Origin of the sequence: uncultured Bacteroides sp., assembly GCF_910586915.1 — a bacterium.
In the GTDB taxonomy this organism is placed as follows: Bacteria; Bacteroidota; Bacteroidia; order Bacteroidales; family Bacteroidaceae; genus Bacteroides.
Genome location: NZ_CAJULN010000017.1, coordinates 27342 through 49479 on the forward strand (window position 1 = coordinate 27342; position 22138 = coordinate 49479).

At 38.5% G+C, this 22138-nt stretch carries 19 protein-coding genes and 1 pseudogene; 15 read left to right on the plus strand and 5 right to left on the minus strand.

Annotated features, from left to right (window positions below):
* Positions 1 to 7: 7 nt before the first annotated feature.
* The 7 genes from QZ331_RS08105 to QZ331_RS08130 all read left to right on the plus strand — a co-directional run bounded on the left by QZ331_RS08105 (position 8) and on the right by QZ331_RS08130 (position 7880).
* Complete coding sequence (locus tag QZ331_RS08105) at positions 8 to 1735, plus strand: thiamine pyrophosphate-binding protein (protein WP_294629423.1); 1728 nt, start codon at positions 8 to 10, stop codon at positions 1733 to 1735.
* Positions 1732 to 2601, plus strand: a complete 870-nt coding sequence (locus QZ331_RS08110) for a DUF5672 family protein (protein WP_294629424.1) — start codon at positions 1732 to 1734, stop codon at positions 2599 to 2601. The genes QZ331_RS08105 and QZ331_RS08110 overlap by 4 nt, the downstream gene beginning before the upstream one ends.
* A gap of 531 nt (positions 2602 to 3132) precedes the next feature.
* Entirely contained in the window at positions 3133 to 3324 is a 192-nt protein-coding gene (locus QZ331_RS14450) for a DapH/DapD/GlmU-related protein (protein WP_365976073.1), read from the plus strand.
* Positions 3325 to 3357: 33 nt separating this feature from the next.
* Complete coding sequence (locus QZ331_RS08115) at positions 3358 to 4158, plus strand: glycosyltransferase family 2 protein (RefSeq protein WP_294629425.1); 801 nt, start codon at positions 3358 to 3360, stop codon at positions 4156 to 4158.
* Position 4159: 1 nt separating this feature from the next.
* A complete protein-coding gene (locus tag QZ331_RS08120) occupies positions 4160 to 5509 on the plus strand; it encodes a hypothetical protein (protein ID WP_294629426.1) in 1350 nt (449 codons plus the stop codon).
* Between the two features lie 33 nt (positions 5510 to 5542).
* Positions 5543 to 6718 (plus strand): glycosyltransferase family 4 protein, encoded by a 1176-nt coding sequence (locus QZ331_RS08125; RefSeq protein ID WP_294629427.1) that lies wholly within the window; start codon positions 5543 to 5545, stop codon positions 6716 to 6718.
* Positions 6719 to 6737: 19 nt separating this feature from the next.
* Entirely contained in the window at positions 6738 to 7880 is a 1143-nt protein-coding gene (locus QZ331_RS08130; RefSeq protein WP_294629428.1) for a glycosyltransferase family 4 protein, read from the plus strand.
* A gap of 869 nt (positions 7881 to 8749) precedes the next feature.
* Here the strand turns inward: QZ331_RS08130 and QZ331_RS08135 are convergent.
* Positions 8750 to 9016: a primase C-terminal domain-containing protein gene (locus tag QZ331_RS08135; protein WP_294629429.1), complete on the minus strand. Its 267-nt coding sequence runs from the start codon at positions 9014 to 9016 to the stop codon at positions 8750 to 8752.
* A 139-nt stretch (positions 9017 to 9155) separates the two neighbouring features.
* Here QZ331_RS08135 and QZ331_RS08140 point away from each other — a divergent pair, with 139 nt between their 5' ends.
* Positions 9156 to 10715 carry an ATP-binding protein gene (locus QZ331_RS08140; protein ID WP_294629430.1) on the plus strand — a complete coding sequence of 520 codons (1560 nt, stop codon included), beginning with the start codon at positions 9156 to 9158 and terminating at the stop codon, positions 10713 to 10715.
* A gap of 34 nt (positions 10716 to 10749) precedes the next feature.
* On the opposite strand, the gene ispE is transcribed toward QZ331_RS08140, so the two are convergent.
* From ispE to QZ331_RS14455, 4 genes and pseudogenes are all read right to left on the minus strand, one after another.
* A complete protein-coding gene (gene ispE, locus QZ331_RS08145; protein WP_294629431.1) occupies positions 10750 to 11574 on the minus strand; it encodes a 4-(cytidine 5'-diphospho)-2-C-methyl-D-erythritol kinase in 825 nt (274 codons plus the stop codon).
* A 331-nt stretch (positions 11575 to 11905) separates the two neighbouring features.
* Positions 11906 to 13183, minus strand: coding sequence for a transcriptional regulator (locus tag QZ331_RS08150; protein ID WP_294629432.1), 1278 nt, complete (start codon positions 13181 to 13183; stop codon positions 11906 to 11908).
* Entirely contained in the window at positions 13176 to 14015 is an 840-nt protein-coding gene (locus QZ331_RS08155) for a DNA adenine methylase (protein ID WP_294629433.1), read from the minus strand. Before QZ331_RS08155 ends, QZ331_RS08150 begins: the two co-directional genes overlap by 8 nt.
* Before the next feature lie 125 nt (positions 14016 to 14140).
* Positions 14141 to 14308: pseudogene (locus tag QZ331_RS14455) on the minus strand (mobilization protein); the annotation flags it as partial.
* A gap of 196 nt (positions 14309 to 14504) precedes the next feature.
* Here QZ331_RS14455 and dnaB point away from each other — a divergent pair.
* The 7 genes from dnaB (at position 14505) to QZ331_RS08195 (ending at position 22010) form a co-directional block, all read left to right on the plus strand.
* The gene (gene dnaB, locus QZ331_RS08165) at positions 14505 to 16070 is read left to right on the plus strand and encodes a replicative DNA helicase (protein ID WP_294629435.1); all 1566 of its coding nucleotides are present in this window, start codon (positions 14505 to 14507) and stop codon (positions 16068 to 16070) included.
* Between the two features lie 123 nt (positions 16071 to 16193).
* On the plus strand, positions 16194 to 18656 hold the full coding sequence (gene pheT / locus QZ331_RS08170; RefSeq protein WP_294629436.1) for a phenylalanine--tRNA ligase subunit beta: 2463 nt from the start codon (positions 16194 to 16196) through the stop codon (positions 18654 to 18656).
* 41 nt (positions 18657 to 18697) lie between these two features.
* A complete protein-coding gene (locus QZ331_RS08175; RefSeq protein WP_294629437.1) occupies positions 18698 to 19432 on the plus strand; it encodes a YebC/PmpR family DNA-binding transcriptional regulator in 735 nt (244 codons plus the stop codon).
* 5 nt (positions 19433 to 19437) lie between these two features.
* Positions 19438 to 19683, plus strand: a complete 246-nt coding sequence (locus tag QZ331_RS08180) for a TIGR03905 family TSCPD domain-containing protein (RefSeq protein ID WP_294629438.1) — start codon at positions 19438 to 19440, stop codon at positions 19681 to 19683.
* 220 nt (positions 19684 to 19903) lie between these two features.
* Positions 19904 to 21157, plus strand: a complete 1254-nt coding sequence (locus QZ331_RS08185; RefSeq protein WP_294629439.1) for an Nramp family divalent metal transporter — start codon at positions 19904 to 19906, stop codon at positions 21155 to 21157.
* 40 nt (positions 21158 to 21197) lie between these two features.
* Positions 21198 to 21656, plus strand: a complete 459-nt coding sequence (locus tag QZ331_RS08190) for a C-GCAxxG-C-C family protein (protein WP_294629440.1) — start codon at positions 21198 to 21200, stop codon at positions 21654 to 21656.
* A 153-nt stretch (positions 21657 to 21809) separates the two neighbouring features.
* Positions 21810 to 22010: a winged helix-turn-helix domain-containing protein gene (locus QZ331_RS08195; protein ID WP_294629441.1), complete on the plus strand. Its 201-nt coding sequence runs from the start codon at positions 21810 to 21812 to the stop codon at positions 22008 to 22010.
* Positions 22011 to 22138: the final 128 nt, after the last annotated feature.

Below are 22138 nucleotides of genomic sequence, written 5' to 3' on the forward strand. Positions count from 1 at the left end.
TATAAAGATGCATACTCATTATTCAAGTGAAAAAGGAATACAGATTCTCGTCAAGTTACTTAAAGAGCATCGTATAAAGCGAGTTATTACTTCACCAGGTGGTACAAATATGATGTTGAATGCTTCATTAATGTATGATGGAAGTTTTGAAATGTATTCATCAGTAGATGAGCGTTCTGCAGCTTATATGGCTTGCGGTATGGCGGAAGAATCGGGTGAACCTGTTATGATTACTTGTACAGGAGCAACAGCAGCCCGTAATTATATGCCTGGATTGACAGAAGCATACTATCGTAAATTGCCTATTCTGGTAGTAACAGGAACACAGGATTTACGTCGTTTGGGTAATCTATATGACCAAGTGACTGATCGTAGTGTGCATCCGAATGATATTTTGACGTTTAGTACTTATATACCTACGGTTCGTGATGATAAAGATGCTGATAGTGCTGCGCTGAAAATCAATCAGGCTATATCTGCTTTGACACTTCACGGTGGAGGTCCTGCGCATATAAATTTGGAAACAGTATATAGTCGTGATCTTTCGGTGACTTGTTTACCTTCTGTTAAGGTGATAAAACGTATTTCATATGATGATGAATTACCTACTTTACCGCAAGGTCAGATAGCTATATTTATAGGTTCCCATCGAACGTTTACCGAAGATGTTACAACAAGTATTGACCGTTTTTGTGAAAATCATAATGCAATCGTTTTTTGTGATCATACGAGTGGGTATAAAGGACGCTTTCGACAGTTGGATGCATTGCTCTCTTTGAAAGGAGCTAAATGTTTGGAAAATATTCGTTTACTGATTCATTTAGGTGAAATTTCAGGTGACCATTTCAATATGGGAACTTACGCTAAAGAAGTTTGGCGTGTCAATGAGGATGGACAATTGCGTGACCGTTATGGTAAGTTGACTCATCTTTTTGAAATGAGTGATAAGCATTTTTTTGAATCTTACGCAAACAAAGATTGTTGTCCAGGTATTTCTTTTATACAAGAATGTCGGGCAGAGTATAATAAAATGTATGATGAATTACCAGAACTTCCTCTTTCCAATGTATGGATGGCAAAAACTTTGGCTCCTAAACTACCGGAATCTTCAATTATTCATTTTGGTATTTTGACTTCGCTTCGTTCATGGAATTTCTTTGAGGTATCAAACTCAATCCAATCAGCAAGTAATGTTGGAGGATTTGGTACAGATGGTACATTATCTTCTTTGTTAGGAGCATCGCTTGTTAATCCGAATAAACTTCATTTTTGTGTTATAGGTGATTTGGCTTTTTTCTATGATATGAATGCGCTGGGTAATAGACATTTGGGAAATAATTTGCGTATTCTTTTAGTGAATAACGGTAAGGGATGTGAATTTACTCATCATCTGAATCCAGGTCATATATTTGAAGAGGACGTAAATCAATATATTGCAGCAGCAGGGCATTATGGGAATCAATCGCCGACACTTGTTTGTGATTATGCTCGTAATTTGGGTATGGATTATCTTACAGCGAATACTAAGGAGACTTTTTTAGCAAGTATGGAAACTTTTGTCAATCCGGCTATTAATAATTCTTGTGTTTTTGAAGTTTTTACTCGGGATATTGATGAGAATGAGGCTTTGAAAATAATGGCTGTAGCTTCTATGAAACATCATATTAAAGAGAGGATAAAAAGCGTAGTTGGTGAAAAAGGGATTAAGTTTATTAGAGACTTGATAAAGAAATGAAAAGTTGCATTGTCGTAGTTCCTGTATATAAAGTTGTTCCCAAAGTAACAGAATTGGCTTCTTTAAGGCAATGTCTCAAAGTTCTTAAGAGTTTTGATTTATGCCTATTGACCTATGAGGAATTGGACTTAACTGTCTATATGAGGATAGCAGAAGAATATTCTAAAAATGTTAGTGTTAAGTATTTTGGACGTCATTTTTTTACTTCGGTAGAAGGATACAATAGACTGTGTTATAATATTGATTTTTACTCTGCATTTCGTGATTATGACTATATGCTTATATATCAATTAGATGCATGGGTGTTTCGTGATGAATTACAAATGTGGTGTGAGAAAGGATATGATTATATAGGTAGTCCCTTTTTTAAAGATATATCTCCTAAAGGTATAACTCCTATGTATAGTAAAGAAATGTTGGGCGTTGGTAATGGGGGATTTTCTTTGCGTAGAATTCAATATTGTATAAAATTACTTGAGAGATGGAAATGGCTTCCTTATTTAACCCCAAGTTATTTGTGGAAAATGTATTTAACTGAGCAGGTAAATGCTAATTGTGGAAAAGTCTATTTGTTATGTCTTTCTTTATGTAAAATTATATTGAAATCTTTAGGCTATAGAAATACATTGAACTATTTTATTAAATCGGGTGTGCTGAATGAGGATATCTATTTTAGTAAATGGGCAGTACAGGCATGGAAAGTAAGAGCGAATTTACCATCATGTGAGGAGGCTTCCTTCTTTTCATTCGAAGTGAATCCATCTTATTTGTATGATTTGAATGGAAAGTTGCCATTTGGATGCCATGCTTTTGAAAAATGGGAATTTGATACTTTTTGGAGTAAATACATACAAGTTAATGTTTAACTTTTCGGATATGCAAGGAGGATATAAGATAAAAGTATTAGATATGATTAATTACATGAGTGTATAATATAATCTCAAGTTTTAATGAAGTCTATTAAATATATTTTGACTCAATTTAAAAGGTTGAATTTATTCTTTACGATTTATATCAATTTTGTAACTTTTCCGTTTGATAAAGCAATACTTTTTCCTATCCTTATATTTGGGAAGGTAAATCTTAAGAATGTTCGGAAGGGGAAATTAGTTTTTGATTGTCCATTGAAAACGGAAATACTTCAGATAGGAAAACATAGCCTGGGCTTTGTTGACGACAATTGTCGGACAATATGGAATATAGCAGGTACATTGGTCAGGCAAGGATTGGTTCAGGGTGCTGTGTAGAGGTAGGGAAAAATGCTACAATGACTTTGGGAAAAAAGTTTAATGTTACAGGTCGTTCTACGTTACTTTGTACCAATCTTTCGTGGGATTTGCTTATAATGGACACGGATTGGCATAAAGTAATTTCAATAAATAGTGGCGAAATTTTAAATTCTTCAAAAACAATTAAATGTAGGAAACCATGTATGGATAGGTTCTGGATGTACTGTTCTTAAAGGAGTGAAAATTTCGGATAATGTAATTGTGGCTGCCAATTCAACAATTAGTCGTAGTATAGACAAAGAGTTTGTGGCTGTGAACAGTGATAGAGTGTTGAAAGAGAATGTGAGATGGGAATATTAAGTAATATTGAATTTAATGATTTTTTCTTGTAATATGATGAATACGCCAATTATTTCTGTAATCACTATATGCTATAATGCTATTGCAAATATTGAAGAGACAATGTTATCTGTTTTAAACCAACAATATGACAAAGTAGAATATATTGTTATTGATGGTGGTAGTAAGGATGGAACATTGGATATTATCAAGAAATATACCAATAGATTGGCTTATTGGACGAGTGAGCCGGATCAAGGAATTTACGATGCTATGAATAAAGGTATAGCAAAAGCAACTGGTGAATGGATAAATTTCATGAATGCCGGGGATATTTTTATAGATGAAGAGGTTCTGAATAGAAGTTTTGCTAATAGCTATAAGGATGATGTGGATATTCTCTATGGAGATGTTGTTTATCAATACAAATTTGGTAAGCGTCTGGTAAAGGCTGGTAATATAGAACAAATAATGAATCATATGGTGTTTAGTCATCAAAGTACTTTTGTTCGGAGAATTTTGATACAAAAAGGGTTTGATATAAAATGGAAACTGGCTGCTGACTATAATCTTTTATTGGGGTATTATTGGGAGGGCAGAAAATATAAACATATAGATGTTGCGATAGCAATTGTAGAAATGGATGATGGAGCAACATATAATAACTATTCAAAATCTCGAAAAGAAGTATTACGTATTCATGAAAAATTTAATTATTCTTTTTTTAAACGGTATAAGTTGTATTTTGTTGATGTATTTCGTTTTTATATTAGTCGTATTATAAAATATGCAATGCCAAAAAATCTTTTGCATAGAATCTATAATGTACGAATTGATGATTTGAATAATTGGTAATATGCCGATAATCAATAATAAGCTATATTGGTTATATAGTTTTCTCATATATTTGACACTATATACAGATTCGCCTTTATCTATATACTTGGGGGCTTTTGGAGAATCAATGTTGCCATGTATCAGTCTTTGTTTATATGTGTTGTTTGTTTTAACAAACAGAATAAATAAAACTGATAGCTTTGTTCAACAGTTTAGTTTTCTCATTAAAGTCACAACTATTTTAAGTTTAGTGGCATTTCTTATCTATCCTATCTTGGGTATTTCTTATACACAATTGGGGGAATCTTTGTTCGCTAAGTTTATAAAACTTTGGCTTACTTTCCAAGCATATATTTGCTACTTGTTATTGTTGATAAATATTGCAGGAAACTACACTATAGAACGAATTTTGAAGCCATTTTTTGGGGGATTTATTTTGTTAACAATAATATTATTAATTGAATTTAACCAGTCTCCATATGCATTTACGTATCTTCATACGTTGCACGCTGATATTTATTATAGAATTCGGTTGCTTACTCCAGAATCTTCTGCAACAGCATTAATGTTAGAGGTATTTTTTGCATTATCTGTTTTTTATACCTATTATATACGAAAAAATAAAATTTTGTTAGGATTGGTGTTAATATGTGCAGGGTTACATATTTCACTATCTGGTTCAAAGACATTATTGGCTATTGTTTGTATTTCTGGTGTTTTATTTTTTTTCCAAAATATAAAATATATATTCAGTTTTAAGGGGATACTCGTGATGATGGGATTTTTAATTGGGGGAGGGTATATATTATCATTTATTGTTCCAAAATTAATTGAAAGTTCTATGAATGATTTGGAGAATTATACGTCTGTAGTTACCCGGTTTTATTCAATGTTCATAGGATATTCTATTGGTGTCTGTTTTCCACTGGGTACCGGTTTTCAAACGTATATGTATTTGTTTCCAGAAATGATGCGAAATAATTTATACCTTATTGATATGATAAATATGCCATTGCGTTCTGATGAAATAATTAGTTTGGTAAATAATGGAAATGACAATGCGGTAACGGCAAAGTCTTTTTTGGGGCAAAGTAGTATATATTGGGGAATAATAGGAACGTTTTTGTTTATCAGAAACTATCTAAGATTGTGTAAGTATTCTGTAAAGAAATTGGAGAAAGGAAATATTTTATTTAAAGTATTATTTGTCTTAATTGTTATTCAATTGCTGTTTTCTTCAGTCTTAGATTATTGTGTAATTGCATTATTTTTTGTGCATATACGCATAAAGGATAATTATAAACCTGTAAAGATGAAAATGCAATGGGGGACTTCGGCAAATGATTCGGATGTGATTGATGGAAAATAAATATATAAAATTAAATAAAGTAAAGAGGGTGATATGAAGGTGATTTGGATTTCATCGGAATGCCCATATCCTGCTAATACTGGGGGGCGTATAGTAGTAATGAAAAGATTGGAGTATTTTTCACAAAATAATGAGATATACTTTTTCTGTGTGGTAGATAATGATGATGAATATGAATATAGAGCGGATTTGTTGAAATATTGTAAAGAAGTACATTTGTACAAAAGAAATAAAGGTGCTGCTTTGTTTAAATTAATAAAAGGTCCTTTTGTATGTGTATCTCGATGGATTGCATCAATGAAGAAGGATATAAATGTATGTTTTGAAAGAGAAAATATAGATTGGGTAATAGTTGAATTTCCACAGATGTTAGGTAATATAAGTCGTAGAATTCTTAATTCTAATAAATTGATTTTAAGTCAGCATAATATAGAGTATGCTACATTAAACAATTTGGCTAAAAGTATTACTAATCCGTTGAAAAGACTGATTTACAATGTAGAGTCAAAAAGGTTATACTATTATGAAGAAAGATGTTATAGAGAAATGAGTGTTAAGTTATTTACATTTGTTTCTATTGAAGATAAAGCATTTTTTGAAAGAAAATTTGGTAAGTCTAATACATTATTGGTTCCTATAGGGACAGAGATACATGAGTATAAAGAAAGTAAAGATTCTTGTAATGCTATTTCATTTTTTGGGAAAATGTCTTACCCACCAAATAAAGAAGCTGCCATTTGGTTTTCTAAAAATGTCTTTCCTCTTGTTCAGAAAGAAATACCAGCATCCAAGTTTTATATTGTAGGTAAAGATCCGTCTAAAGAATTGATGGAAATATCAGAAAAAAATCCTAATATAATTGTGACAGGTACTTTGGATAGCATAGAAGGCTATTATGAACGTACGGATTTGGTTGTAATACCATTGTCACACGGAGGAGGAGTAAAAGTTAAAGTTTTAGAAGCTTTGGGGTATGGTAAATTAGTCGTTTCTACAAGTAAAGGAATAGAAGGAACAACTTTTCAGAATGGGGAAGAACTACTTACATCTTCATCTGCTGAGGAATTTGCTGCTATATGTATAGATGTATTACAAAATTTGCCTTGCTATGAGAAAGTCAGAAGAGGAGGGTATGAAAGTGTTCGAAAAAACTTTACTTGGAAGGCTGTTGTAGAAAAATTTGAATTGGAATTGAATAGGTTGAAATAGTTATTCTATTTGATTTTTGATGAATAAAATCCGTTTATTTCATATTGTTCAATGCGCCGGTGGAGTTGATTGTTATCTACGTATGCTTTTGGCGTATATGGACAGAAATCGATTTGAGCATATATTAGTCTGTTCGTTTGATTATTCTAAGGATGACTATGAAAAGTTGGTTGATGAGTTTGTGCAAATAGATATGTGCAATTCTCTATCGCCGATGAGTGATGCCAAAGCGATAAGTTCTGTGCGTAGTTTAATCAACTACCATCATCCTGATATAATATATTGTCATAGTAGTAAAGCAGGTGGTATTGGACGTATTGCCAATATAGGTACGGGAATTCCTCTTGTCTACAATCCGCATGGATGGGCTTTTAATATGAAAAGGTCGAGTTTGAAAAGTCACATCTATTTATGGCTTGAACGAATGCTTGCACCACTTACTACTCGATATATCGTTATTTCCAACTATGAAAAGCTATCGGCAATCCAAAAGCATATCGCAAATGTTTCTAAGATAAAAGTTATTTTTAATGGAATTTCCATTGAGAATATTGAACAACTGTTGAAACATTCTCTTGTTACGCGTACTTTATTGGATATCCCCGATGATGCTTATGTGATAGGAATGGTCGGACGCATTTCTGCACAAAAGGCTCCTGATATTTTTGTGAGAGTTGCTGCTATACTGAAAGATATGATTCCGAATGCCTATTTTCTGATTGTCGGAGATGGGGAACAACGTGGAGAGATTGAACGTTTGGCCGAAGAACTCGGATTGACAGGAAGAATAGTAATAACGGGGTGGGTGGATAATCCGATTGCGTATGCTAATTTATTTGACCAGGCTGTACTATTGTCTCGTTGGGAAGGATTCGGTTTGGTACTTGCCGAATATATGAAATTGGGTAAAGCAATAGTGGCAACGGAGGTGGATGCTATACCTGATTTAATAACAGATCAAGTAAATGGTTTGTTGGTGGAAATGGATAATGTAGAGCAGGCGGCAAAAGCTATCAAAGAACTTTTTTATAATGAAAAATTGAAGCAAAAAATCATTTCTAATAGTTTGATGAGAGTAAATGCTTTTTTTAATATAGAAAGAGTTGCGACTGAACATACATCATTGTTTATTAAAATGCTGAATATGAAAAACTTTGAATAAACATTGATTTTTTAATAATACGATAATAAAATTTTAGGTGTAAATAAATGTTGAGATGAATGAGCACGTGAGTGTTCCATTATGTGAGATGAAAAAAATGTAGGTCCCTAACTTCTTGCTATAAGATGCATGATTTCCTACATCTGTAGATTAGAAACAGCACAACGGTGCATTTCTATCTACCCCTGGCGTCGGAGGGTGAATGCGACGTGAATTTCCCACGATATCAACGGTCTGTGAAGATCGTTGATATTTTTTTATAACGTTAGTTGTAAGCCCCATGATTTGCGTTTCTGGATACTGATATTTTTCTATATCGGTTAGCAGGAAATTAATGCCCTGTACAGGATGTTTCACCGATAGCAAAAATGGGAAAACATCGGAAGATTTGTATCGAAACTTCCCAATGTTTGATTTCAATTATTAAGATGTTTTTTTCAAATCTCCCGATGTTTTTCCGGCTTTCCAAAAGGACAAAAGGACAAAAAGACAACCGTATTTGTTATTTATTCATCTTAATACAAGGGTTATGGAGTATCTTGTTGATTTATACTTTGTTAAGTGGTTTTAAATGACGTGTAATCTTACGAGCATTGAAATTGTATATTGCGCTAACATAAATCGCTTTGTTTGTTGTGAAATGGTTGGACCACTCTTGAGTGAAATTACGAATATTGTCAGGATTTATCCTCGAGTTAGGCGAACGTATGACACTGAATATATGTAGGAAGCATTGTCTTCAATGATATATTTATTTAGTATATTGGTAATATTGTTTTACGTATTATTGGAGGAATACAGGAGTCCTGTTCCGGAATTTCTCTCTCAATTAATAGACTTCGTTGTCGACATCGGAATTTTTTGTAGTACTATAGTGTCCTTTTGTCTTTATGTCCTTTTAAAAGGAGGACACGTTGGCGGGGAAGAAGAGAGAATGTGTTTATTAACTTGCTTGTATTCAGGTGATAAAACGCTTGTTGATTCTTCGGGATGAAAAACTGTGTGCTCGAAAAATGCAAAAAACTCACGTAATAAGTTTTTTGCGGATAGTGTTGGCGACAGTTTTCGCAGGCAAGTTTGAAAACGTTGGAATGGCGTTGTCCGGCGGTGAGAGGATTAAGGAAAATATGGGACAAAATGGATTAAGTGATTTCTGCTTTATCGGATGCTTGCGAAAAGATGTTGGATGCGTGGAAAATAAAGTATTTGAATATATGGAGGAATAAAATGGATTGAAATAGATTTTTTTGTAGCTTTGTGGAAAATATGATTGATATGGAAGAATTGCAGAAATTATATCCGATTGGCGTCCAAAATTTTGAGAAAATCCGGAAAGACGGTTATTTCTATATTGATAAGACTGCCTTGATTTATCAGATGGTGAAGACTGGCAGCTATTATTTTTTGAGCCGTCCGCGTCGTTTCGGGAAAAGTCTGCTCATTTCTACACTTGAAGCCTATTTCTTGGGGAAGAAAGAACTTTTTGAGGGGTTGGCCATTGAAAAATTGGAGAAAGACTGGAATGTGTATCCTATTTTTCATATTGACTTGAATACGGAAAGGTATGACACGCCGGAGAGTTTGAACAGTATTCTGAATTTCACTCTGGAGAAGTGGGAGCAACAGTATGGCACGGCTCCTTCGGAAACGACTTTTGCATTGCGCTTTCGTGGCATTATTGAGCGTGCTTGCAAGCAAACGGGGCAACGCGTTGTTATTCTGATTGATGAATATGACAAACCGATGTTGCAAGCGATAGGTAACGAGGAACTTCAGAAAGAATTCCGTAATACGATGAAGGCTTTCTATAGTGTACTTAAGACAATGGATGGCTGTATTAAGTTTGCGTTTCTGACGGGAGTAACGAAATTCGGTAAAGTGAGTGTGTTTAGCGATTTGAATAATCTCGAAGACATCTCGATGCGGAGCCAATATATGGATATTTGTGGGATTTCAGAGCAGGAACTTCATATGAACTTGGAAAAGGAGCTGCATGAATTGGCGGATGCGGAGAATATGGCTTATGATGTGCTTTGCAATAAACTGCGTGAGTACTACGACGGTTATCATTTTACGCACAATTCTATCGGGATATACAATCCTTTCAGCCTGCTTAATACATTTAAATATAAAGAGTTTGGAAGTTATTGGTTTGAGACTGGAACTCCTACTTATCTGGTGGAATTGCTGAAAAAACATCGCTATGACTTGGGACGTATGGCGCAGGAGGAAACCAGTGCTGCCGTGTTGAATAGTATTGATGCGGCATCGGAAAATCCTCTTCCGGTCATTTATCAAAGTGGTTATCTTACCATCAAAGGATATGATGAAGAGTTCGGAATTTATAGTTTAGGTTTTCCGAATCGTGAAGTAGAGGAAGGTTTTTTTAAATTTCTGCTTCCTTTTTATGCAAATACTAATGTAGTAGAGACGGAGTTTGAAATACGGAAATTTGTTCGTGAGATAGAGTCGGGAGATTACGATTCTTTCTTCCGTCGTCTCCAGAGTTTCTTTGCCGATACTCCTTATGAACTTATTCGTGATTTGGAATTACATTATCAGAATGTGCTTTTCATTGTATTTAAATTGGTCGGATTTTATGTAAAGGCGGAATATCATACAAGTGAAGGACGTATCGATTTGGTTTTACAGACAGATAAGTTTATTTATGTGATGGAGTTTAAATTGGATGGGACAGCGGAAGAAGCCTTGCGACAGATTGATGAGAAACATTATACATTTCCTTTTGAGGCAGGAAGTAAGCATCAATTGTTTAAAATCGGAGTGAATTTTAATGCGCAAATGCGTAATATTGAGAAATGGGTGGTGGCGTGATTCTCTAATTATCACGCCTTTTTTTCTCTTCGTTTTACAGCTTTCCTGTGAAGCAGAAATACCCCTTTCCCCAGGCAATTTCCGGCAAAGTTGTTTCTGGTGCAAACAAACCGAATACGGAAGAACCCGAACCACTCATAGAAGCATAGAGCGCTCCTTGTCTGTAAAGTTCTTCCTTTACTTCTCCGATGATGGGATATTGGGGAAAAACGCTCGCCTCGAAATCGTTGATTAAAATATCCTTCCATGTTGAAACCGGACGACGGATGGCCTCCTTGACCGGATGTTCGGGACGATGGGGACGGATGCTGGCGAATGCTTCGCGGGTGGAAACGAAAACGTCAGGTTTTACAATCATTATTTGGTAACCTTTCAGTGAAAGTTCGATTGGCGAGAAGATATTTCCGATTCCCTCGGCATAAACCGGCCTGTTTTTGATAAAGAAAGCGCAGTCTGCCCCCAAAGTAGCGGTATACGTTTCCAATAGTTCATCAGATAAATTCAGGTGAAACTGTTCGTTGAGAAGTTTTAGCATAAACGCCGCGTCGGACGAACCGCCACCGAGTCCCGCTCCCGAAGGGATGTGCTTGTATAAATGAATCTCGATGGGAGGGAGGTGGAATTCTTTGTCCAGCAACGAATAAGCCTTTGCTACCAAGTTGTCTTCCGGATTGCCGGCTATCTCCATTCCATATTGGTGGAGGGCTATTTTTTTCTCCGGTTCGCAGGAAGTCCGGATTTCCAAAGCATCTTCGAGGGCTACCGGGTAAAACACAGTTTCGAGGTTGTGATAACCGTCCGGGCGTTTCTCTGTGATGGAAAGCCCTAAGTTTATTTTAATGTTCGGGAAGGTAATCATAAGGATATTTGTTATTTTAGATTTTCAATGGTTTGACTTAACTGATTGAAGAATAATTCTTTAGCGAATTATTTGAGAAGTAATGGTAACGAGTTAGCAACCGTGCAAATTTCAATGATTTGCGGTGTTATGCTATCAAATAACTCTTTCTAAAGTATAAATATACGATTTTTCTAATTTACTCATCCCCATACAATATATATTTATTGTATGGGGATGTTATAAGCACAACGATGTCTTCCTGCTACACCTTGATCGACAGGTAAATTATTGTACTGAGGATCATAACGATGTTGTTTTTCACAAGCCATAATTCTTATTCTTTAAATTATTACTCTATTAGTTCTAATATCCAATTTATCCAAGATATAACAGTAGATGCCCTTCGTTTGTATGTTTGTTCAGAATCAATATTATACAATTTTGCATTTTTCATTATTTCAACTACTTCGCCCTTTGTTGGAACATTGCCTTTATCAAAATACAGTTTTAAAGTGTTTTGAAATGCCGTATGAGCTAATATAAGTTTTACAAATTCCAATTGCCGTTCAATAATGGGCAGATTAAATATACGAGAGCCATCACGAGTTAGAATACACCCTATTTGTTGATTCTCACGAACAACTTCTACTAATCCTAAATACTTTGCCGCATTTGAATAATAATCAGTTTGTCTGTGATCAAAGTCATAATTTTGCGTAATATCATCTTTGCAAATAAATCCTTTTTGTTTTAATAGTTCGCAAAGATTAATTACTCGCTCAAAGCTATCTGCTTGAGGAAAAGGTAACTTAGGCTCTTTTACAACTTGAATACTATCCAAAATGTTCTGTATATTCTCAACATTAATTCCTCCTTCTTGAACTGCATATTTTTTATGTTGTATTAATCGGATGGAATTATATAATTTAGGCGTAACAAATTCATATTCTCTCAAATGGAAAATACCATTTGAATACGTCAAGAATATTGGACGAACACGTTTTCCAATTTTATTACTCCATAATCTATATGGATAATATAGTTGTCGAATCAGAAAATCATCTGAAATATAATTTTTGGCTTCAATCAAATTTAAAGAACTATCTCCTTCATACCCTCCGTCTATTTCAATTTGTGAATTATCAACATTAATTTTTAAAATGTTTTGTCCTGAATTAATCGTAAAATCAAAGACAGAAGAACTCATCCGACCGGAAACGGTAGGTAACAGATTTTCCTCTCCAGTAAAATCATGCAATATCTTAGATACAAAAGCACAATTTATGGCTATTGATTCACTCGTAATATCTTTATAATCTATACTTTCCAAGAAAGTTGGAAAATCAATAGGAGTTATCTCTATATCATCTTTATTGAAATCACAAAAAGTTTTAAATTTTCCGATTTCATACGTACCTCTAGATGTCGGTAATATTGATAAGTTATGATCTATAAACAATTTTGGAAGTTGAGAACTATGGTCAAACTTTGTCATTAAACGAGCTTCTCTAAACTGATTAATTTCTGTTGAAGAAATTGATATACGTTCATTATTAGCAAGTTTGTCCAAGATGCAATACTTCTCAAAAATTTTCTCCCATGCTATGTCATTTTTGGATTTATTCATAATTGCTAATTAAAAATTCATCAACTTGCCCTCTTTTAGAAGAATTTGAATTTATAGCACGACTTGCCTGTACTACATGAATATTGTATTCTGCATAAATTTCTTTTATGAAATTAGATGCAGAATTTGATAGGAGAAATTTTATGCCATTGTTATTTAATCTATTACAAACGTCTCTTAGCCTAAGTTGATCTCTCTCGCTCCATCCGCCCTGCACATATCCTGTAAAATTAGAACTTTCTGAAATAGGATGATACGGAGGATCTAAATACACAAATGAGTTTGTTGGTATATCTCTCAAAATTGCCTCATAATCACCATTTGATATTTGAATCCGAACAGAATTTAAATATTTACTTACCGCCTTAATCACAGGCTCATTGACAATATTTGGATTTTTATATTTCCCAAATGGAGAATTAAATTCCCCAGCATTATTAACCCGATATAATCCATTATAGCAAGTTTTATTGAGATATATAATCCGTGATGCTCGCTCGATAGTGGTAAGATTTTTAAAAAGAGGTTGCCTATCCATAGAGCGAATTTCATAAAAATACTCTGATGTATTTTTATGTTTCTTTAAATCCTCAATAAGTTCATTTGGGTTGTCCCTTATAACCGTATAAACATTAATCAACTCTTCGTTATAATCATTTATAACTGCTTGTTTTGGCTGAAGTTCAAAAAATAAAGCTCCGCCTCCGATGAATGGCTCATAGTAGGGACGATTCGCTACCCCTTTGGGTAACATCTTTTTAATATCTGGAATAAGTTGTCTTTTTCCTCCAACCCATTTCAAAAAAGGAACTACAAGTTTATTCTTAGCCATTTTATATAAAGTCTATTATATCAGTTACAAAGGTACTACTTTTTACTGGTTTATCCTATAAGAATCCACAATAATTTGGTTGTCTTGATTTCAATTGCTGAGGTACAGTTAATTATTCGTTTTAAAATTCCTCTGCTTTTCCTTTGTGGTTGTATTGGTCGGCGTATGTTCTGCCTTAACTTCTCGAACTGTTCCTTGAACCACTCAGCAATAGGCTTTCGGTCAATGGCGAGAACCAATCTCGTCCCGTCGGTGGTGGGGTCTTTCAGCACTTGAAATCCTGTCTTCTCGGTCTGTATTTCTTTTTTCGCCCGTCTTAGTTCCTCCTGCGCTGTTTCTTTTTCGAGTGCAAAGTTACTAAAATCTTCATTTCTCTTTATCCATTCTTCACGATTATATTTTATCTTTGCCGTCCCGAATGGAAGAATGCAGCGTTGAGAGGGCAGATTCCATCGTAAGTAGTAAATCGTAAAATAATTAAATATTTTCATGGCGGAACAGAGAAAAAATACCCGCAATACAAAGTCTAAAGTACAACCTGTTAATGATTACGGTCGTATCCAGCCGCAGGCTCCTGAGCTGGAAGAAGCTGTGTTGGGTGCTTTGATGATTGAGAAAGATGCTTATTCGTTGGTGAGCGAGATTCTTCGTCCCGAATCTTTTTACGAACATCGGCATCAGTTGATTTATGCAGCCATTACCGACCTTGCCGTGAATCAGAAGCCGGTGGATATTCTCACGGTAAAAGAACAGCTCAGCAAACGGGGAGAACTGGACGAAGTGGGAGGACCGTTTTATATTACGCAACTGAGTGGTAAGGTCGCCTCTTCGGCACACATTGAATACCATGCGCGCATCATCGCGCAGAAGTCACTGGCACGTGAACTGATTACATTTACCAGTAACATCCAAAGCAAGGCCTTTGACGAGACATTGGATGTGGACGACTTGATGCAGGAGGCCGAAGGCAAACTTTTCGAGATTTCGCAGCAGAACATGAAGAAGGATTATACGCAAATCAATCCGGTGATTGACGAAGCCTATAAACTGATTCAGAAAGCGGCGGCACGAACCGACGGTCTGAGCGGTCTTGAAAGCGGTTTTACCAAGTTGGATAAGATGACTTCCGGTTGGCAGAACTCCGACCTTATCATCATCGCCGCCCGTCCTGCGATGGGTAAGACAGCTTTTGTGCTTTCTATGGCAAAGAACATTGCTGTTGATTTCCGGAATCCGGTGGCGTTGTTCTCTCTTGAAATGAGTAACGTCCAGTTGGTGAACCGTTTGATTACGAACGTCTGCGAGATTCCGAGTGAGAAAATCAAGAGCGGACAATTGGCCAATTACGAATGGCAGCAGTTGGACTATAAGTTGAAGGATTTGATTGATGCACCGCTTTATGTGGATGATACTCCTTCCTTGTCGGTGTTCGAGCTTCGGACGAAGGCGCGCCGGCTGGTGCGCGAACATGGTGTAAAGGTTATTATCATCGACTACCTCCAGTTGATGAATGCGAGCGGTATGGCGTTCGGTAGCCGCCAGGAAGAGGTAAGTACCATTTCGCGTTCGTTGAAGGGACTGGCGAAGGAGTTGAATATTCCAATCATTGCACTGTCGCAGTTGAACCGTGGTGTGGAAAACCGTGAAGGTATCGATGGCAAGCGTCCGCAGTTGAGCGACCTCCGCGAATCGGGAGCCATTGAGCAGGACGCCGATATGGTGTGCTTTATCCACCGTCCGGAGTATTACAAAATTTATCAGGACGACCGTGGAAATGACTTGCGCGGTATGGCAGAGATTGTGATAGCCAAGCACCGTAATGGTGCGGTAGGTGAGGTGTTGCTTCGGTTTAAGGGTGAGTTTACCCGATTCTCGAATCCGGAGGATGATATGGTTATTCCGATGCCGGGTGAGCCTGCCGGAACGATGCTGGTGTCTAAAATGAATGCGGGAAGCCCTGCTTCCGTACCGCCGCCACCGGCACCTGATTTCGCTCCGCAGACAAACAATCCGTTTGCCCCGCCGATAGGAGGAGATGGGCCGTTACCGTTTTAGGGCGAGGGGATAATTGCTTCTCTTCGGACATTGAATATTCAATTTTCTTTTAATCCTTTTCGGTCAACCGAAAAAACTTATTAACTTTGCGAATCTTTTGAGAAACAATAAAAAATTAATCATATGAATATCTCTTATAACTGGCTGAAAGAGTATGTCAACTTCGATTTGACGCCCGATGAAACGGCTGCCGCGTTGACTTCTATCGGCTTGGAAACAGGTGGTGTGGAAGAAGTGCAAACCATTAAAGGCGGTTTGGAAGGACTTGTGATAGGCGAAGTGCTGACTTGCGTGGAACATCCGAATTCCGACCATTTGCACATTACTACTGTCAATTTGGGAGAAGGTGAGCCGGTACAGATTGTCTGCGGTGCTCCGAACGTGGCTGCCGGACAGAAAGTGGTGGTGGCTACCTTAGGAACAAAACTTTATGACGGCGACGAGTGCTTTACCATCAAGAAATCGAAAATTCGTGGCGTAGAATCTACCGGTATGATTTGTGCCGAAGATGAAATAGGTATCGGTACGGACCACGCGGGTATCATCGTGTTGCCCGAAGAGGCTGTTCCGGGTACGCTTGCCAAAGATTATTATAATATCAAAAGCGACTATGTGCTTGAAGTGGACATTACGCCCAATCGTGCGGATGCCTGCTCTCACTACGGTGTGGCCCGCGACTTGTATGCTTATCTCATTCAGAATGGCAGAAAGGCGGTTTTGCAACGTCCGTCGGTAGATGATTTCAAGGTCGAAAACCATGAGTTGAATATCGAAGTGAAGGTGGAAAACACGGAAGCCTGCCCACATTATGCCGGAGTGACCGTGAAGGGAGTGACCGTGAAGGAAAGTCCGGAATGGTTGCAGAATAAATTGCGCCTGATTGGTGTACGTCCTATCAATAATGTAGTGGATGTTACCAATTATATTGTCCATGCTTTCGGCCAGCCTTTGCACTGCTTCGATGCAGCCAAGATTAAAGGCGGCGAAGTGATTGTGAAGACAATGCCCGAAGGAACACCGTTTGTCACGTTGGACGAAGTGGAGCGGAAACTGAGCGACCGCGATTTGATGATTTGCAACCGCGAAGAGGCGATGTGCATTGCCGGTGTATTCGGCGGACTGGATTCGGGCTCTACCGAAGCTACGACGGATGTATTCATCGAAAGTGCCTATTTCCATCCGACATGGGTGCGCAAGACTGCGCGCCGTCATGGCTTGAATACGGATGCGTCTTTCCGTTTTGAACGTGGTATCGACCCGAACGGTGTGATTTATTGCCTGAAATTGGCAGCGTTGATGGTGAAAGAACTTGCCGGAGGTACGATTTCTTCTGATATCAAAGATATATATGCTGCTCCTGCACAGGACTTCATCGTTGACTTGGCTTACGAGAAGGTAAATTCTCTGATAGGAAAAGTGATTCCGGTGGAAACAATCAAGAGCATTGTAACCAGCCTGGAGATGAAAATCACGAATGAAACGGTGGAAGGACTGACATTGGCTGTGCCGCCTTATCGGGTGGATGTGCAGCGCGATTGCGACGTGATTGAGGATATTCTTCGCATCTACGGATACAATAATGTGGAAATTCCGTCTACCCTCAAGTCCAGTCTGACTACGAAGGGAGAACATGATAAATCGAATAAATTGCAGAATCTGGTTGCTGAGCAGTTGGTGGGTTGCGGATTCAATGAAATATTGAATAACTCATTGACTCGTGCTGCTTATTATGAGGGTCTGGAAACCTATCCGGCAAACCGCCTGGTAATGTTGCTGAACCCCTTGAGCACAGACTTGAACGCTATGCGTCAGACTTTGTTGTTCGGCGGGTTGGAAAGTATTGCTCATAACGCAAACCGTAAGAACGCCGACTTGAAGTTCTTTGAATTCGGCAACTGCTATTATTTCGACGGAGACAAGAAGAATGAAGAAAAGGTATTGGCTCCTTATTCGGAAGACTATCATTTGGGCTTGTGGCTGACCGGAAAGAAAGTTTCCAACTCATGGGCGCACGCTGACGAGAACAGTTCCGTATATGAGTTGAAGGCGTATGTGGAAAACATACTGAAACGCTTGGGACTCGATTTGCATAACTTGGTAGTGGGCAACCTGACTGATGATATTTTTGTCGCCGCGCTTTCTGTGAATACCAAAGGTGGCAAGCGTCTTGCCTCTTTTGGCGTAGTGACCAAGAAGTTGCTGAAAGCCTTCGATATTGACAATGAAGTCTATTTTGCCGACCTCAACTGGAAGGAGCTGATGAAGGCTATTCGTTCGGTGAAGGTCAGCTACAAGGAAATCTCCAAGTTCCCGGCTGTGAAACGTGACCTTGCCTTGTTGCTTGACAAGAATGTGCAGTTTGCCGAAATAGAGAAGATTGCTTACGAAACGGAGAAGAAGCTGCTGAAAGAAGTGGAACTTTTTGACGTGTACGAAGGCAAGAATCTGGAAGCCGGTAAGAAGTCTTATGCAGTGAGTTTCTTGTTGCAGGACGAAAACCAGACTTTGAACGACAAGATGATTGACAAAATCATGTCCAAACTGGTGAAGAATCTGGAAGACAAATTAGGCGCTAAGTTAAGATAATCGGATAAACTTAAAATTGTTATTATAAAAAATATAAACCAATGGGAAGAGCATTTGAATATAGAAAGGCCGCTAAACTGAAAAGATGGGGCCATATGGCTAAGACATTTACGAGACTGGGTAAACAAATTGCCATCGCTGTGAAGGCAGGCGGCCCGGAACCGGAAAATAACCCGACGCTGCGTTCGGTTATCGCTACCTGTAAGCGTGAGAATATGCCGAAGGACAACATTGAACGTGCTATCAAGAATGCGATGGGTAAAGACCAAAGCGACTACAAGAGCATGACTTACGAAGGATACGGTCCTCACGGAATTGCAGTTTTTGTAGACACGCTGACCGATAATACGACTCGTACGGTAGCGGATGTGCGTTCGGTATTCAACAAGTTCGGCGGCAACTTGGGTACGATGGGTTCACTCGCATTCCTTTTCGACCACAAATGTATGTTCACTTTCAAGAAGAAGGACGGTTTGGATATGGAAGAACTCATTCTTGACCTTATCGATTATGATGTAGAGGATGAATATGACGAGGATGAAGAGGAAGGCACAATCACTATCTACGGCGATCCGAAGAGCTATGCAGCTATTCAAAAGCACTTGGAAGAGTGTGGCTTTGAAGATGTCGGTGGAGACTTTACCTACATCCCCAACGATATGAAGGATGTGACTCCCGAACAGCGCGAGACATTGGATAAGATGATTGAACGTCTGGAAGAGTTTGACGATGTGCAGACTGTCTATACAAACATGAAACCTGAAGGCGAGGAATAAGCGTCATGGAGTATGTTTATAAGACGAAAGGTACTTGCAGTACGAACATCGAACTGAAGGTAGAGGATGGCATCGTGAAGGAAGTAGCCTTTTGGGGCGGTTGCAACGGTAATCTGCAAGGGATTTCACGCTTGGTAAAAGGCATGAAAGCGGAAGAGGTGATTGCCAAACTTGAAGGTGTGCGCTGTGGCGGCAGACCGACATCTTGTCCCGATCAGCTATGTCATGCATTGCATGAGATGGGATATTAATTGAGACATAGTTTATTTTTATCGGAAGGGTGGTAAAACTGCCCTTCTCTTTTTCAGGCACGGATTACATGGACAACATGGTTTCTATCGAATGAAAGACTATGTGGAATTCATGTGAACCGTGTCTTTTTTATACCTATTTGTCGGTATTTTGAACCAAAACCGGATGTCAGTCGTTACTAATAGGTATATTTGTATTGGATAAACTATTATGCAAGAAATGAAGAATATTCTACAAGACTTAAAGCGTAGCGATCATAAACGCCATTTGGGTGGACTGGATGTTTTTAAATATATCGGTCCGGGGCTTTTGGTGACCGTAGGTTTTATTGACCCGGGAAACTGGGCCTCTAATTTTGCTGCCGGTTCCGAGTTCGGTTACTCGCTACTTTGGGTGGTTACGCTCTCCACAATCATGCTGATTGTACTTCAGCACAATGTTGCCCATTTAGGGATTGTTACCGGGCTTTGCCTGTCGGAAGCTGCTACGAAATATACCCCTAAATGGGTGTCCCGACCCATATTGGGTACGGCAGTGTTGGCTTCCATCTCCACTTCGCTGGCGGAAATCCTGGGAGGAGCCATCGCATTAGAGATGCTGTTGGACATTCCCATCATATGGGGTGCTGTATTGACAACCCTTTTTGTTTTCGTTATGCTTTTTACCAATTCATATAAAAAGATAGAGCGTGCCATCATCGCATTTGTCTCCGTCATCGGGTTGTCTTTTATTTATGAGTTGTTTTTAGTTGACATCGACTGGCAGGTGGCTGCGGTAGGATGGGTCACCCCATCGTTTCCGGAAGGGAGTATGCTGATTATTATGAGTGTGTTGGGGGCTGTGGTGATGCCCCACAATCTGTTTCTCCATTCGGAGGTGATACAGAGTCACGAGTATAACAAGAAAGATGCTGCGTCGATAAGGAAAGTATTGAAGTATGAACTGTTCGACACGCTGTTTTCGATGATTGTCGGCTGGGCGATAAACAGTGCGATGATTTTGCTGGCTGCCGCCACTTTCTTCAAGAGTGGTATTCTGGTAGAAGAACTGCAACAGGCAAAATCGCTGCTCGACCCCTTGCTGGGGAGCCATGCTGCCATCGTATTTGCATTAGCGTTGCTGATGGCGGGTATTTCATCCACTATCACGAGCGGAATGGCGGCAGGCTCTATCTTTGCGGGTATCTTTGGCGAGTCTTATCACATTAAGGACAGCCATTCGCAGCTTGGAGTACTTTTGTCGTTGGGAATCGCCTTGTTGCTGATTTTCTTTATCGGCGACCCGTTCAAGGGGTTGATTATCTCGCAGATGGTATTGAGCATCCAGTTACCCTTCACGGTCTTTTTGCAGGTGGGGCTTACTTCTTCCCGGAAGGTGATGGGCGAGTATGTGAACAGCCGTTGGAGTACGTTTGTGCTGTATACGATTGCGATTATAGTGTCGGTGCTGAATATCATGCTGCTGTTTTCATGAAAATTGCTACTTTTGCGGAAAAATGAAAAACGTAACAAGTATGGAAGAGAGAATACAGAAAGCAGTGGAACTTTTTAAAAGCGGATATAACTGTTCGCAGTCGGTGGTTGCCGCCTTTGCGGATATGTATGGTTTTACTCAAGAACAGGCGTTGCGCATGAGTGCCTCGTTTGGTGGCGGGATAGGCAGGATGCGTGAAACTTGCGGTGCTGCCTGCGGGATGTTTCTCGTTGCCGGGTTGGAAACCGGAGCAACGGAAGCGGCAGACCGCGCCGGGAAGGCTGCCAACTATGCCGTGGTACAGGAATTGGCGGCTGAGTTTAAAAAACGGAACGGGTCGCTGATTTGCGGCGAGTTGTTGGGATTGAAACCTAAAGAGCCGGTTTCCACCATACCGGAAGAGCGTACGGCTCAGTATTATAGCAAACGTCCGTGTACAAAAATGGTGGAAGAGGCGGCAAGAATATGGGCCGAATACCTCGAAAAGCATTCTAAATGAAGCAAAAATGCTTTTTTTATTACAAAACCGGTGAAAAATCGAATAATAAAGTGTTATACAACATAAAAATAACTATCTTTGCTGCTGAAATAAAATCTGAAAGTTTTTATGACCGGATGATTTGAATCATGTTTAATTAAAATTTCAAAGCAAATGTTGAAAGAAAAAGCAGGTGTAATCGCAGGTAAAATCTGGAATGCACTGAATGAAACAGAGGGAATGACTGCCAAACAACTGAAAAAAGCAACCAAGTTGATTGACAAAGACCTGTTCCTCGGATTTGGCTGGTTATTGAGAGAAGATAAAATCTCTGTGGAAGAAGTGGAAGGTGAACTCTTCATCAAATTGATCTAAGCGGGCAACTCACTTAAGCAATAAGAAAAATGCGTCGGCACATTGTCAGAATGTTACCAACGCATTTTTTTTTATTCCGTCATTTACGTATATTTGCACACCGAAAAAGATAAAATAACAAGAATTCA

Bases quoted from the DNA above. Each gene is read 5' to 3' on its own strand.
- QZ331_RS08140 (WP_294629430.1), top strand. From the start codon at position 9,156: ATGGAAGAATTGCAGAAATTATATCCGATTGGCGTCCAAAATTTTGAG.
- QZ331_RS08195 (WP_294629441.1), top strand. From the start codon at position 21,810: ATGTTGAAAGAAAAAGCAGGTGTAATCGCAGGTAAAATCTGGAATGCA.
- QZ331_RS08180 (WP_294629438.1), top strand. From the start codon at position 19,438: ATGGAGTATGTTTATAAGACGAAAGGTACTTGCAGTACGAACATCGAA.
- QZ331_RS08120 (WP_294629426.1), top strand. From the start codon at position 4,160: ATGCCGATAATCAATAATAAGCTATATTGGTTATATAGTTTTCTCATA.
- QZ331_RS08185 (WP_294629439.1), top strand. From the start codon at position 19,904: ATGAAGAATATTCTACAAGACTTAAAGCGTAGCGATCATAAACGCCAT.
- QZ331_RS08110 (WP_294629424.1), top strand. From the start codon at position 1,732: ATGAAAAGTTGCATTGTCGTAGTTCCTGTATATAAAGTTGTTCCCAAA.
- QZ331_RS08175 (WP_294629437.1), top strand. From the start codon at position 18,698: ATGGGAAGAGCATTTGAATATAGAAAGGCCGCTAAACTGAAAAGATGG.
- QZ331_RS08150 (WP_294629432.1), bottom strand. From the start codon at position 13,183: ATGAATAAATCCAAAAATGACATAGCATGGGAGAAAATTTTTGAGAAG.
- QZ331_RS08115 (WP_294629425.1), top strand. From the start codon at position 3,358: ATGATGAATACGCCAATTATTTCTGTAATCACTATATGCTATAATGCT.
- QZ331_RS08190 (WP_294629440.1), top strand. From the start codon at position 21,198: ATGGAAGAGAGAATACAGAAAGCAGTGGAACTTTTTAAAAGCGGATAT.
- QZ331_RS08105 (WP_294629423.1), top strand. From the start codon at position 8: ATGCATACTCATTATTCAAGTGAAAAAGGAATACAGATTCTCGTCAAG.
- ispE (WP_294629431.1), bottom strand. From the start codon at position 11,574: ATGATTACCTTCCCGAACATTAAAATAAACTTAGGGCTTTCCATCACA.
- dnaB (WP_294629435.1), top strand. From the start codon at position 14,505: ATGGCGGAACAGAGAAAAAATACCCGCAATACAAAGTCTAAAGTACAA.
- QZ331_RS08130 (WP_294629428.1), top strand. From the start codon at position 6,738: ATGAATAAAATCCGTTTATTTCATATTGTTCAATGCGCCGGTGGAGTT.
- pheT (WP_294629436.1), top strand. From the start codon at position 16,194: ATGAATATCTCTTATAACTGGCTGAAAGAGTATGTCAACTTCGATTTG.
- QZ331_RS08125 (WP_294629427.1), top strand. From the start codon at position 5,543: ATGAAGGTGATTTGGATTTCATCGGAATGCCCATATCCTGCTAATACT.
- QZ331_RS08155 (WP_294629433.1), bottom strand. From the start codon at position 14,015: ATGGCTAAGAATAAACTTGTAGTTCCTTTTTTGAAATGGGTTGGAGGA.